General features: G+C 50.2%; 8 protein-coding genes. 4 read left to right on the top strand and 4 right to left on the bottom strand.

The annotated features are described in order from the left end of the window. Positions 1–106 precede the first annotated feature (106 nt). The 4 genes from HMPREF2954_RS09815 to serC all read right to left on the bottom strand — a co-directional run bounded on the left by HMPREF2954_RS09815 (position 107) and on the right by serC (position 5,065). Positions 107–2,122 (bottom strand): glutamine--tRNA ligase, encoded by a 2,016-nt coding sequence (locus HMPREF2954_RS09815; RefSeq protein WP_045072456.1) that lies wholly within the window; start codon positions 2,120–2,122, stop codon positions 107–109. 109 nt (positions 2,123–2,231) lie between these two features. Then, on the bottom strand, positions 2,232–3,008 hold the full coding sequence (locus HMPREF2954_RS09820; RefSeq protein ID WP_045072455.1) for a DeoR/GlpR family DNA-binding transcription regulator: 777 nt from the start codon (positions 3,006–3,008) through the stop codon (positions 2,232–2,234). Positions 3,009–3,169: 161 nt separating this feature from the next. After that, positions 3,170–3,727 carry a nitroreductase family protein gene (locus tag HMPREF2954_RS09825; RefSeq protein ID WP_019271544.1) on the bottom strand — a complete coding sequence of 186 codons (558 nt, stop codon included), beginning with the start codon at positions 3,725–3,727 and terminating at the stop codon, positions 3,170–3,172. Between the two features lie 231 nt (positions 3,728–3,958). Continuing rightward, the gene (gene serC / locus HMPREF2954_RS09830; RefSeq protein WP_045072452.1) at positions 3,959–5,065 is read right to left on the bottom strand and encodes a phosphoserine transaminase; all 1,107 of its coding nucleotides are present in this window, start codon (positions 5,063–5,065) and stop codon (positions 3,959–3,961) included. A gap of 355 nt (positions 5,066–5,420) precedes the next feature. Between serC and rimP the strand changes: the two genes are divergently transcribed. The 4 genes from rimP to HMPREF2954_RS09850 all read left to right on the top strand — a co-directional run bounded on the left by rimP (position 5,421) and on the right by HMPREF2954_RS09850 (position 13,582). Then, positions 5,421–5,852 carry a ribosome maturation factor RimP gene (gene rimP / locus HMPREF2954_RS09835; RefSeq protein ID WP_003741871.1) on the top strand — a complete coding sequence of 144 codons (432 nt, stop codon included), beginning with the start codon at positions 5,421–5,423 and terminating at the stop codon, positions 5,850–5,852. Between the two features lie 25 nt (positions 5,853–5,877). Continuing rightward, positions 5,878–7,380, top strand: a complete 1,503-nt coding sequence (gene nusA, locus HMPREF2954_RS09840) for a transcription termination factor NusA (RefSeq protein WP_045072451.1) — start codon at positions 5,878–5,880, stop codon at positions 7,378–7,380. An 11-nt stretch (positions 7,381–7,391) separates the two neighbouring features. Continuing rightward, complete coding sequence (gene infB, locus HMPREF2954_RS09845; RefSeq protein WP_141755665.1) at positions 7,392–10,298, top strand: translation initiation factor IF-2; 2,907 nt, start codon at positions 7,392–7,394, stop codon at positions 10,296–10,298. 626 nt (positions 10,299–10,924) lie between these two features. Further along, a complete protein-coding gene (locus tag HMPREF2954_RS09850) occupies positions 10,925–13,582 on the top strand; it encodes a calcium-binding protein (RefSeq protein ID WP_045072449.1) in 2,658 nt (885 codons plus the stop codon). Positions 13,583–13,710 lie beyond the last annotated feature (128 nt).

Raw genomic sequence — 13,710 nt, forward strand, 5'->3', positions numbered from 1 at the left:
GCCGTACTGGTTTAAAGTTAATCCACTATATATTCAGAAAATAGGTCGTCTGAAAACCCGATTCCAAGTTTTCAGACGACCTTCCAGTATTGCTGTTACCAACAGATTACTTGGGCTGCCAAGAGTCTTTCAGCGTTACCGTGCGGTTGAACACGGGCTGCTCGGGGCGGTGGTCTTTGCGGTCGGTCACGAAATAGCCGATGCGTTCAAACTGCCAACGGCTTTCGGCGGGCAGGTTTTTGGCTGCGGGTTCGGCGTAGGCGGTGATTTCCTTAATGGATTCTGGGTTGAGGAAATCGGTAAACGGCAGGTATTCGCCGTCTTCGCCGCGCACGGCATCGGGACGCTCGACGGTAAAGAGACGGTCGTACAGGCGGACTTTGATTTCGGCGGCGTGTTCGGCGGAAACCCAGTGAATCACGCCTTTGACTTTTCTGCCTTCTGGATTTTTGCCCAAGGTGTCATGGTCGATGCTGCATTTGAGTTCGACTACATTGCCCGCTGCGTCTTTTACGACTTCGTCGCATTTGATCACATAGCCGTGGCGCAGGCGCACTTCGCCGCCCGGGGTCAGGCGTTTGAAGCCTTTGGGCGGATTTTCGGCAAAGTCGTCGGCTTCGATGTAGATGGTTTGAGACACGGGGATTTCGCGCTCGCCCATTTCTTCGTGATTGGGATGGAACGCGGCGCGGCGGCTTTGGGTTTTGCCGGCTTCAAAGTTGGTCAGAATCACTTTGAGCGGGCTCAAGACTGCCATCAGGCGCGGGGCGGAGTTTTCCAGCTCTTCGCGAATCGCGCCTTCCAACACGCTCATATCGACGATGTTTTCAGATTTGGAAATACCGGCGCGTTTGGCAAACAGGCGCAGACCTTCTGGCGTGTAGCCGCGGCGGCGCATACCGGAAATGGTCGGCATACGCGGGTCGTCCCAGCCGGTAACGTGGCCGTCTGAAACCAGTTGGTTCAGCTTGCGTTTGGACGTGATGGAATACAAAAGCTCCAAACGGGAAAACTCGTATTGGCGCGGGCGGTTAGGAAATGGACTCAACAGACTCATAATTTCTTTTATTAAATTTGAATAATCTGAAATTAATTCAGCAATTCTTGTACATTCTTCATCCAAAGATCCTTCCTCATAGCTACGCAAAGAAATATCAAATAATTTTTGCAATATATTTACATTTAACTTAGATTCTAAATTTAAGTTTTCAAGCTGAAAAGAAATCACCCTTCTCATATTTGAAATTTCATTATAAATTTCAATATGCTTATTAATATTATTTCCTAAATCTAGTTGTATATATTTACTTTGCAAATTTGAAAGAATACAACTTAACATATTGATTGCAAATCTTGTTTTATCATTAGTAACAATAATATTATCCACAACCCAGTCATACAGAGGACGGTGTGCTTCAAATTCAAGCGTACACAAGGAATGCGTGATGCCTTCGATGGCGTCGGAAATGCAATGCGTGTAGTCGTACATCGGGTAGATGCACCATTTGTCGCCGGTGTTGTGGTGATGGGCGCGACGGATGCGGTAGATGACGGGATCGCGCATATTGATGTTGCCCGAAGCCATGTCGATTTTCAGGCGCAGGGTTTTGCTGCCGTCTGGAAATTCGCCGTTTTTCATGCGTGTGAACAGGTCGAGGTTTTCTTTGACGCTGCGGTCGCGGTAAGGGCTGTTTTTGCCCGCTTCGGTCAGCGTACCGCGGTATTCACGCATTTCTTCGGGCGTCAAATCATCGACATACGCTTTGCCGTCTTTGATTAAACCGACGGCGTAGTCGTAAAGTTGGTCGAAATAATTGGAAGCGAAACGCGGCTCGCCCGCCCAATGGAAACCCAGCCACTCAACGTCTTCTTTGATGGCGTTGACGTATTCGTCGTTTTCTTTTTCAGGATTGGTATCGTCGAAACGCAGGTTGCACAAGCCGTCGTAAATATACGCCAAACCGAAGTTCAGGCAGATGGATTTGGCGTGGCCGATGTGCAGGTAGCCGTTGGGTTCGGGCGGGAAGCGGGTTTGGATGGCTTCGTGTTTGCCGCTTTTTAAGTCTTCTTCGATGATGGTGCGGATGAAATGGTTGTCCGCGAATTGGTCTTTATTGAGCATAATGGTTCTTTATTGGGAAGGGATTGGGTTTCAGACGACATATTTATAAAAAGTCGTCTGAAAAGGGCTTTATTGTACCCGACTTGACTCTATCGTTATAGTGGCGCACTCAAAGCGGCACAGGCTCGGCAACCAGCCATTCTACGCCCGCATCGCCCAAAACCTTCTGCATGGCGGCCTCCGGTACGCGGTCGGTAAATACTTTGTCAAACGAGCCGATGTCGCCAAGTCTGACCAAGGCATTGCTGTTGAATTTGCTGTGATCCACGCCCAAATACCTGACCCGCGCATTGGTCATCATCGCCTGCATGACGCTGACTTCTTTATAGTCGTAGTCCAAAAGCGATCCGTCGCTTTCCACGCCGTGCGTACTCATGACGGCATAATCAACTTTAAACTGATTGATAAAATCGACCGTCGCCACGCCCGTAATCCCGCCGTCCAAGGGGCGCACGACGCCGGAAGTGATGATGACGGTGTAGTCGGTGCGCGCGGACGTGATGGAGGCAACGTAAATATTGTTGGTGATAATCCGCAGGTTTTTGCGCTGCTTGACCAATTCGGCGGCAACAGCTTCCATCGTCGTGCCTATGCTGATAAACAGCGACGAATTGTCGGGAATGTGGGCGGCAATCAGGCGGGCGATGGCGTTTTTTTCATTTTGGCAATGATTACGCTTGCCTTGTGCCGCGCTACCGGAAATATCGCCAACCGACGCTCCGCCGTGGTAACGCTTCAACTGACCGCTTTCGCTCAACTCCTGTATGTCGCGGCGTATGGTCTGCGGGGTAACATCCAAGGCTTCCGCAAGCTGCTCGACCGTCATGAAATGCTGCTCGCGCACGAGCGTGAGGATATGTTCGTGTCTCTGTATTTTCGGTTTCATCTGGATTCGTTTCCATTCGTTCCGGTTCGTTTGAATTCGGATTGTACGCCTTTTGCCCAAAGCCGGAAAAGGCAGCCGCCGATTCGGCTTTACCCAAAACCAAAGGTCGTCTGAAAACCTGAATCCCCGGTTTTCAGACGACCTTCGGCTTTGTGAACCGTTTACCAAGTCGTTACGAATTGTTCCAAATCGGTATTTTTCGCACCGCCCCCCTCTTCCACAGAAGAGCCGACCATCATCAGCCCGATAATCTTGTCTTTATCCGAACAGCCGAATGCTTCGCGCAAGAGCGGGCTGTTGACCCACATTCCCGTAATCCACACGTTGTCGAAGCCCTGCGCGGAAGCGGCAAGCTGTAACCCGTAGGCGGCACAGCCCGCGCTCAACATCTGTTCCCATTCGGGTTTGGGCTTCGCCACTTCGCGATTAGGCGCAAAAGTTACGCCGATAACCATCGGAGCCATACTGCCCACCCGCTCAGCCTTTCTCATAACATCGTCGCCAAAATTCAATTCGGTAACGGTCCGGCACAAAATTTCGCGGAAACGTTGCAATCCTTCCGCGCTTTGAATGACAGTGAAGCGGAACGGACGCATATTGCCATGATCGGGAACCTGCGTAGCGGCTTGAAGCATCGCTTCCAGTTGTTCTGCGTTCGGCGCGGGAGCAGTCAGTTTTTTAGATGAACGACGTGTGGTGAGAAGGTGTAAAGCGTCCATTTTTTTCTTTCGAATCAGTTAAAACAGCGGATTTTATAGCACAAAGCGAATTGAAACACCATGTTTGGAAACGCGGTTAAGAAGCATAACAATACAATAGGCACTAAAATCATTACATAAATTTACTCTATATAAATAGAAGCTGTTAATCCGCTGCATCCAAATATAAAGGTCGTCTGAAAACAAGCGCGGCAAATTTTCAGACGACCTTTATATATAGAAATAAAACCCTTAGCCGTAACGCCGTTGGAAATCGCTCATAAAGTCCGCCAATGCCTGTACGCCTTCGAGCGGCATGGCGTTGTAGATGCTGGCGCGCATACCGCCGACGGTTTTGTAGCCTTTGAGCAGGCACAAGCCTTGCAGTTCGGCTTCGAGGACGAAGCGGCGGTCGAGTTCGGCTGAGGCAGTTTGGAAAACGACGTTCATTTTCGAGCGGGCATCGGGACGGATTCGGTTGACATAGAAGCCGCCGCTGCCGTCGATGGCGCCGTAAAGCGTTTGGGCTTTGATGTTGTTGACGGCTTCGATTTTCTTCACGCTGCCTTGCGTCAGCAGCCAGCGGAACACTAAACCGGACATATAAATGGCGTAGGTGGACGGGGTGTTGTACATGCCGTCGCGGTTGAGGTGGGAGCGGTAGTTGAAGACGTCGGGAATGCTGTCGGGGCAGCGGTCGAGCAGGTCTTCGCGGATGATGACGACGGTTGCTCCGGCGGGACCGATGTTTTTTTGTGCGCCCGCGTAAATCAGCCCGTAGTCGGAAACGTCAAACTCGCGCGAGAGGATTTCGCTGGACATATCGCAAACGAGCGGCGGCAGGTCGTCTGAAAGTTTGGGAACGGTTTGGTATTGCAGGCCGTTGACGGTTTCATTAATGACGAAGTGGACGAAGGCGGAGTTTTTGTCTATGTCCCAAGTTTCGACGGGCGGCAGGGCGGTATAGTCGAATTGTTCGCCGCCGTGCGCAGCCAGTCGGATTTCGGCATCGGTCAGGCGGCTCATTTGTTCGTAGGCGATGCGGCTCCAGTTGCCCGTTACCACTGCGTCGGCGGACGGAAAGCCATGCGCCAGGTTCATCGCAACCATGTTGAATTGCGTGGTTGCGCCGCCTTGCAGGAACAGGATTTTGTAGTTGGAAGGAATGTTCAGCAGCGTACGCAAGTCTTGTTCGGCGTGATGGAGGATGCTGAGGAACATTTCCGAGCGGTGGCTCATCGCCATGACGGGGAAGCCTGTGCCGTTATAGTCGAGCATTTCTTGCTGCGCGGTACGCAATACGGCTTCGGGCAGGACGGCGGGACCTGCGGAAAAGTTGTAGATGGGGCGGACGGACATGGCAATGCCTTTTTGTTTCGATGATAACAGCTTTGGATTTTAGAATGACGGCGTGCTTCGTGCAAGCCGTATGGAAGGGAAATGGGGTCGTCTGAAAAAGAAAGGTTGGAAATAAAATGATGATTATCAATGGGTAAGGTTTAATGGCGATTTTTCAGACGACTGTTTTTGTCAACAATTTTAAGCTTGGTTTTATGCCGTCAGACGTATTCACTCTATGAGGTCGTCTGAAAAAAAGCCGCGATAAATCAACGCTTTTCTTTTGAGTGGAAAGCGGTTATAATAAGCCAATTTTTCAATTTTGACGAAAAATGGCCACGGGGCCATTTTTTTGTTTATGTACTCCGGGAGATTCATGGATATTCAAACAATTCTCGAAAAAACCCTGCCGGGTTTGGGCTACGAACTGGTCGATTTCGAGCTGACTGCGCAAGGCACGCTGCGCGTGTTTATCGATAAGGAAGGCGGGATTACCGTCGAAGACTGCGCGACCGTCAGCAATCATTTGAGCCGCGTGTTCATGGTGGAAGATATCGATTATAAAAATCTGGAAATTTCCAGCCCCGGCCTTGACCGGCCACTGAAAAAAGCCGCCGATTTCGTGCGCTTTGCAGGGCAACAGGCAAAAATCAAAACCCGCCTGCCGGTTGACGGACAAAAGAATTTTATCGGCCGCATCGAGGGTTGTGAAAACGATACCGTAACGCTCTCTTTCGACGGCAAAACCGCGCAAATCGGCTTGGATAATATCGATAAAGCCCGCCTGCGCCCCGAATTTAAATTTTAAAACTTGATATTGGAGATTCTAAAAAATGAGTCGCGAAATGTTGCAACTTGCCGAAGCGTTGGCAAGCGAGAAAAACGTTGAAGCGGAAGTGGTGTTCCAAGCATTGGAATTTGCCCTTTCTACCGCAGCCAAGAAAAAAGCCGACCGCGAGCACATGGATGTGCGCGTCGAAATCGACCGCGATACCGGCGAATACCATACTTACCGCCGCTGGCTGATTGTTGCCGACGAGGATTACACCTATCCCGACCTGGAAAAAACCATCGAAGAAATCCAAGAAGAAATTCCGGGTACCGACATTCAAATCGGCGACTACTACGAAGAAACGCTGCCGAACGAAGGCTTTGGCCGCCAAGCCGCGCAAACTGCCAAACAAATCATCCTGCAACGCATCCGCGATGCCGAGCGCGAGCAAAATCTGAACGAGTTCCTCGCCGTTAAAGAAGACATCGTTTCCGGTACGGTAAAACGCGTAGAGCGCCACGGCATCATCGTCGAAGTCGTTCCGGGCAAGCTGGACGCGCTGATTCCGCGCGAACAAATGATTCCGCGCGAAAACTTCCGCGGCGGCGACCGTATCCGCGCGCTGTTTTTGCGTGTGGACGAAATCGGCAACACCGGCCGCAAACAAGTTATCCTCAGCCGTACTTCGGGCGATTTCCTCGCAAAACTGTACGAAATGGAAGTCCCTGAAATTGCAGACGGCTTGTTGGAAATCCGCGAAGTGGCACGCGATCCGGGCCAACGTGCGAAAGTGGCGGTCAAAGCCAACGACCAACGTATCGATCCGCAAGGTACCTGTATCGGCGTGCGCGGCTCCCGTGTGAACGCCGTCAGCAACGAATTGGCAGGCGAGCGTATTGATGTGGTGTTGTGGTCGTCTGAAACTGCCGAGTTCGTGATGAACGCGCTGTCTCCTGCCGAAGTCAGCCGTATCGTGATTGACGATGACAAACACGCGGTTGACGTGATCGTTGCCGAAGACCAGCTTGCTCTTGCTATTGGTCGTGGCGGTCAAAACGTGCGCTTGGCATCCGATTTGACAGGTTGGCAGTTGAACATCATGACTGTCGAAGAAGCGGACGAACGCACTGCTGCCGAAGACGCAGCCATCCGCGACCTCTTTACCGCGCATCTGAACATCGACGACGAAACCGCCGATATTTTGGTGGAAGAAGGTTTTGCCACGCTGGAAGAAGTCGCTTATGTTCCGGCTGCCGAACTGCTCGCCATCGAAGGCTTTGACGAAGAAATCGTCGAAACCCTGCGTAACCGCGCGCGTGATGCGATTCTGACTATGGCGATTGCGTCCGAAGAGAAACTGGAAGAAGTTTCAGACGACATGCGCAATCTGGACGGCGTAGATTCCGATATGCTCCGCAAACTGGCGGAAGCCGGCGTAACCACCCGCGACGATTTGGCGGAACTGGCCGTTGACGAACTGATTGAAATAACCGGTGTAGATGAAGAAGCGGCGAAAAAAGTGATTCTTGCCGCCCGCGAACACTGGTTTACCGAAGAGAACTAATGGGGGTACAGATGAGTAACACAACCGTAGAACAATTTGCCGCCGAACTGAAACGCCCCGTCGATGATTTGCTGAAACAACTGAAAGAAGCCGGCGTCAATAAAAGCAGCGGCAGCGATTCCCTGACGCTGGACGACAAGCAACTGCTGAACGCCTATCTGAAAAAGAAAAACGGCAATGACGGCGGAACCATCAGTATCCGCCGCAAAAAAACCGAAGTCAGCACTGTCAGTGGCGTCAAAGTCGAACGCAAACGCGGCCGTTCCGTAACGATTCCTTCACCGGAAGAGCTTGCCGCTGAAGCTAAAGCCAAAGCAGCATCTGAAGCACAAAAAGCCGAGCAGGTTGAAGCGAAAGACCAAGCCGCAGAACAAGCGAAAGCTGAAGCTGAAGCCGTCGCCCGTGCCGAAGCGCGCGCAAAAGCCGAAGCAGAAGCTGCGAAACTGAAAGCTGCCAAAGCGGCAAAAGCCGAGCCGAAAGCCAAAGCGGAAGAAGCGAAACCTGTTGAAGCGGCTGAAAAACCTGCCGACGTGAAAGCAGCTGAAAGCAAAGCCGACGATAAACCGGCAGAACCTGCTGCACAAGCAGTTCAGGCTGAAGACAAACCTGCTCAAAGGTCGTCTGAAAAACCTGCCGAAGGCAAAGCCAAGCCTAAACAAGACAAAGGCAATAAAGGCAAAGACGCGAAAAAAGCAACCAAACCCGCTGCTCCAGCGGCTCCGCAACCTGTGGTCAGTGCGGAAGAACAAGCGCAACGCGACGAAGAAGCACGCCGCGCCGCCGCTTTACGCGCCCATCAAGAAGCCTTGTTGAAAGAAAAACAAGAGCGTCAGGCGCGCCGTGAAGCCATGAAACAACAGGCGGATCAGCAAGCCAAGCCCGCAGCCGAAGCCAAAGCTGCCGAGCAGCGCAAGCCTGCCGAAAAAGCCAAAGCCGCGCCCGCAGAAGGCAAAGCCGCCAATCCTGCCCGTGCGAAAAAAGAAGACCGCCACAACCGCGACGATGACAACCAAGGCCGCAACGCCAAAGGCAAAGGCGGTAAAGGCGGACGCGACCGCAATGCGCGCAACGGCGACGACGAGCGCGTACGCAGTGGTAAAAAAGGCAAGAAACTCAAACTCGAGCCGAACCAACACGCCTTCCAAGCGCCGACCGAACCTGTCGTTCACGAAGTCTTGGTTCCCGAAACCATTACCGTTGCCGATTTGGCGCACAAAATGGCAGTCAAAGGCGTGGAAGTGGTCAAAGCCCTGATGAAAATGGGCATGATGGTGACCATCAACCAATCCATCGACCAAGACACCGCCCTGATTGTGGTGGAAGAACTCGGCCACATCGGCAAACCTGCCGCCGCCGACGATCCCGAAGCATTCTTGGATGAAGGCGTGGAAGCTGTGGAAGCCGAAGCATTGCCGCGTCCGCCAGTCGTTACTGTGATGGGTCACGTCGACCACGGTAAAACCTCCCTGCTGGACTACATCCGCCGCGCCAAAGTGGTACAAGGCGAAGCGGGCGGTATTACCCAGCACATCGGCGCATACCACGTTGAAACCCCTCGTGGTGTGATTACCTTCTTGGATACCCCGGGTCACGAAGCATTTACCGCCATGCGCGCGCGTGGTGCGAAAGCAACCGACATCGTGATTCTCGTGGTTGCCGCCGACGACGGCGTGATGCCGCAAACCATCGAAGCCATTGCCCACGCCAAAGCAGCGGGCGTGCCGATGGTGGTTGCCGTCAACAAAATCGATAAAGAAGCCGCCAACCCCGAGCGTATCCGCCAAGAGTTGACCGCACACGAAGTCGTGCCGGACGAATGGGGCGGCGATGTACAATTTATCGACGTTTCCGCCAAAAAAGGTATCAATATCGACGCATTGCTTGAAGCCGTATTGCTTGAGGCCGAAGTTTTGGAACTGACTGCCCCCGTCGATGCGCCCGCCAAAGGCATCATCGTCGAAGCCCGTCTGGACAAAGGACGCGGCGCGGTCGCCACCCTCTTGGTGCAAAGCGGTACGCTGAAGAAAGGTGATATGCTGCTTGCCGGTACTGCGTTCGGTAAAATCCGCGCGATGGTCGATGAAAACGGTAAAGCCGTCAACGAAGCCGGCCCGTCCATTCCGGTCGAAATCCTCGGCTTGTCCGACGTGCCGAATGCCGGCGAAGACGCAATGGTGTTGGCAGACGAGAAAAAAGCCCGCGAAATCGCACTCTTCCGCCAAGGCAAATACCGCGACGTTCGCCTTGCCAAACAGCAGGCGGCGAAGCTGGAAAATATGTTCAACAACATGGGCGAAAACCAAGCCCAATCCTTGTCGGTCATCATCAAAGCAGACGTACAAGGTTCTTACGAAGCTTTGGCGGGCAGCCTGAAAAAACTGTCCACCGACGAAGTGAAAGTGAATGTATTGCACAGCGGCGTGGGCGGTATTACCGAATCGGACGTCAACCTTGCCATCGCTTCAGGCGCGTTCATCATCGGCTTTAACGTGCGTGCAGACGCTTCTTCGCGCAAACTTGCCGAAAATGAAAACGTGGAAATCCGCTACTACAACATCATTTACGATGCCATCGACGACGTCAAAGCGGCCATGAGTGGCATGCTGGCGCCGGAAGAGAAAGAGCAGGTTACCGGTATGGTCGAAATCCGTCAGGTCATCAGCGTATCCAAAGTCGGCAACATCGCAGGCTGTATGGTTACCGACGGCGTGGTCAAACGCGATTCCCATATCCGCCTCATCCGCAACAACGTGGTCATCCACACCGGCGAACTGTCTTCTTTGAAACGCTACAAAGACGACGTCAAAGAAGTCCGCATGGGCTTCGAGTGCGGCTTGATGATCAAAGGCTATAATGAAATTATGGAAGGCGACCAACTGGAATGCTTCGACATCGTCGAAGTCGCCCGCTCGCTGTAATTTCCCGTTGTAAATAAAAGGTCGTCTGAAAACCTTATCCATCAGGTTTTCAGACGACCTTTTTGTACGTTAAATATAAAAAATAGGCGCGTATTCAGTGAAACAATACCTCAAAACCCTACCCCATCCCCGAACGGCTTGATACTCAACAGCTCATTTATCAAATATTCTTAACGAGTTATTATTTATTCGATATTTTATTTTTTAAAAATTATAGCCTTAGAACATAGAAAATGAAAAATTCACAGAAAAACAAATGTATTTTTTGACTTCATAGCGAAAAGAAAAACGGTAATACGGCATGATATATACAAAACAGGCTTGATTTAAGTACCTTAAAGTACAGATTTTCGCAAATTTAAATGCTGCAAAACCATAACAAAAATTCAATTAACTCATCACATTATTTATAAAAAATGAAGATAAAATATTTATTTTTCGTAAAATCAGAACTTTAAATAAAATATTCAGTCAAACCGCCCATGCCATATTTATATCCGTTCGTACCTAAATCCAACAATTCTCCCAATGCCATGCTAAATTGTTTATTTAGTCAGGAACACCAACAAACCAAATAGTTCCCATCATCACCGTTTAATCCTTCATTTCTACGGAAAACAATATCTATGAATATTAAAACAACTCCTTCAACACAGCACATTCACGGTGTATCTACCTCGGCATATACGGTAAATACCAATAACGGGACCTACATCCGCAGCAATATCAGCCGCACGCTTGCTGCCGGAGAAAAAAATCTAATTCTAGAAGGTGATGCCAATATCTTCGGAGCAGGGAATAACGGGGATAACATACTTATTGGCAACAGCGGACGTAACCGTCTTAATAGCGGACGCGGCAATGATTCCGTTTACGGTGGTGGTGGCGATGACATCATCAACGGTGGAGAAGGCTTTGACTTACTGTTCGGTGAAGATGGCGACGACACTCTAAACGGGGAATCCGGTGATGATGTACTGAACGGTGGCATGGGTAACGATACCTACATTTTCAATGCAGCAGGCGGCAGGGATACCATCGTCGATACCGAGGGAAGCAACCGCGTCCGCTTTACCGGAGGCTTGCGTGCCGAAGATTTGACCATAATGGCTGTTACTAACAATGAAGGCGGGCAGGATTGGAAAATCTCCATTAATAACACAGATTCCGTACTGACCATCAGCAACCAATATACTGCCGGAAGCAGTGTTCCTTCCATCCATCAATTTATTTTTGACAGTGGTGTTTTGGACGTAGCCGAATTTATCCGTGCAACAAAAGCCAATATTGAAACAGCGAAACCACAAAACCTGACCATTAATGGAACCGATTCAGACGACGTTTTAAATGGTAGTGATGGCAATGACACTATTGACGGCAAAGCTGGTGCCGACACGATGAGCGGAGGATGGGGGGACGATACTTATTATGTTGATAATGTCAAGGATGTCATTATCGAAAAGAAAGATGCAGGTACCGATACCGTAATCAGCAGTGTTTCCTACACAGCAGCAACCAATGTTGAAAACGTTACCTTGACCGGCAATGCCAATATCTTCGGCGCAGGCAACAACAGCGACAATATCTTGACCGGCAATGCCGGACACAACCGTCTCAACAGCGGGCGCGGCAACGATACCGTTTACGGCATGGGTGGAAATGACAACCTGAATGGCGGCGACGGAGATGATTATCTGGATGGCGGCGAGGGTAACGACAACATCAATGGCGACGCAGGCAACGACACTTTAATCGGCGGCAAAGGAAAAGATACCCTGAAAGGCGGCGCAGGTAACGATACCTATATTTTCGGCGACGATGATACGATTATCGACGATCAAGGAAACAATACCTTGCGTTTTTCAGACGACCTGCGTATCAAAGACCTCAAAATCAGCGTCAATGACAACGCACAAGGCGGGAAAGACTGGTTGATTACATCAGCAAACAGTTCTGTATTGATTCGAGACCAAATTAGCGCAGACGGCAAAGTTTCCGTCGGACGTTTTGAATTGCTCGGAGAAACCTATACCCACGAATCCCTACTCAAAGCTGTTGCCAATTCAAACAAACAAGGTTCGATCATTACCGGAACAGCAAGAGACGATGTCCTTACCGGTACCGAGCAAAACGATACCATCGACAGCGGAATCGACGGACGTGACCGTCTGTACGGACTAGGCGGAGATGACATCTTGCGCGATAGCGGAACAAGCTATTTCGGTAACGAACGCGATGACGAACTCTACGGCGGCGACGGCAATGATAAATTATATGCCGACGTTGGTGACGATTATCTGGACGGCGGTGCCGGCAATGACCATCTTGAAGGCGGACAACACCGAGATACTTACGTCTTTGGTAAAGGATACGGACACGACACCATCTTTGACTACAATTTCAATCTTGATCCCGAATTCAACCCGAACGGAATGCAAAATGCCAATACCGTTAGATTTACCGGCGGCCTGACTTTGGATGATTTAGAAATTTCGATGACCCAAAGCTATGACAAATCTGGTATCGATCATATCCCTTCCGATTCCGAATTCATTATTATTCCCCGTCTGAACGGCGATACTTGGAACATTTCAATCAAAGGAACAAACGATGTCCTGACTATCAAAAACCAGTCCGGTATTTACGGCGCAATCAGCGAATTCCAGTTTGATTCCAAAACCTATACCGTTGGCGAAGTCATTGAGCATTTTGGTCTGAATGCGCCTCACTTTGACAAAGCCGGTAACCTTGTCCACGACCTTACCGATAAGATTGACTGGTACGGTGTTGATCAGAGGGGATACAACCGCGTTGTTTACGGATCGGCTGATAATGATACTGCGGACTTTTCAGACGTGATCGGTAAAGTTACCTTCTACGGTGGCAAAGGAGAAGATATTATCACCTTAGGAAGATACAACGTCATTGACAGCGGTGCGGGTAATGATGCCATTTTCGACTCCGGACACTCGGTTAAAAATACCATTATGTTAGGAAAAGAAAGCGGACACGATACATTGCACAATATCCGTACAGAAGCAGATACTACCGTTCTCTTTTCAGGAAATTTAACGATTAAAGATGTCGAATTGACCACAGGCAAAGACTGGGTTGTGAAGCTGAAAGGTTCAAATAACGCATTGACTATCAAGGATATGGTTCATTCCCCATCCGGTCATGATACGGTTGACACCTTTAAATTTGAAGGTGGCGAAAGCTATACCGCTACCCAATTCCTGAATGCCTTAGGTATGGATAGTACCGTCAACCACGGCTTGATTTAACCGTCTGGAAGGTCGTCTGAAAATTTCTCCCATTATCGGTGAGAAAGGTTTTCAGACGACCTTATATATTGCGCTCCATCAGCGACACATATATTTATAGTGGATTAAAATAAAAATGAGACAAGGCG

The organism is Neisseria sp. HMSC067H09, from assembly GCF_001814135.1.
Lineage (GTDB): Bacteria > Pseudomonadota > Gammaproteobacteria > Burkholderiales > Neisseriaceae > Neisseria.

Excerpts from the sequence above, each read along its gene's own strand:
- serC (WP_045072452.1), bottom strand. The coding sequence starts at position 5,065 with ATGTCCGTCCGCCCCATCTACAACTTTTCCGCAGGTCCCGCCGTCCTG.
- HMPREF2954_RS09815 (WP_045072456.1), bottom strand. The coding sequence starts at position 2,122 with ATGCTCAATAAAGACCAATTCGCGGACAACCATTTCATCCGCACCATC.
- rimP (WP_003741871.1), top strand. The coding sequence starts at position 5,421 with ATGGATATTCAAACAATTCTCGAAAAAACCCTGCCGGGTTTGGGCTAC.
- HMPREF2954_RS09820 (WP_045072455.1), bottom strand. The coding sequence starts at position 3,008 with ATGAAACCGAAAATACAGAGACACGAACATATCCTCACGCTCGTGCGC.
- HMPREF2954_RS09825 (WP_019271544.1), bottom strand. The coding sequence starts at position 3,727 with ATGGACGCTTTACACCTTCTCACCACACGTCGTTCATCTAAAAAACTG.
- infB (WP_141755665.1), top strand. The coding sequence starts at position 7,392 with ATGAGTAACACAACCGTAGAACAATTTGCCGCCGAACTGAAACGCCCC.
- nusA (WP_045072451.1), top strand. The coding sequence starts at position 5,878 with ATGAGTCGCGAAATGTTGCAACTTGCCGAAGCGTTGGCAAGCGAGAAA.
- HMPREF2954_RS09850 (WP_045072449.1), top strand. The coding sequence starts at position 10,925 with ATGAATATTAAAACAACTCCTTCAACACAGCACATTCACGGTGTATCT.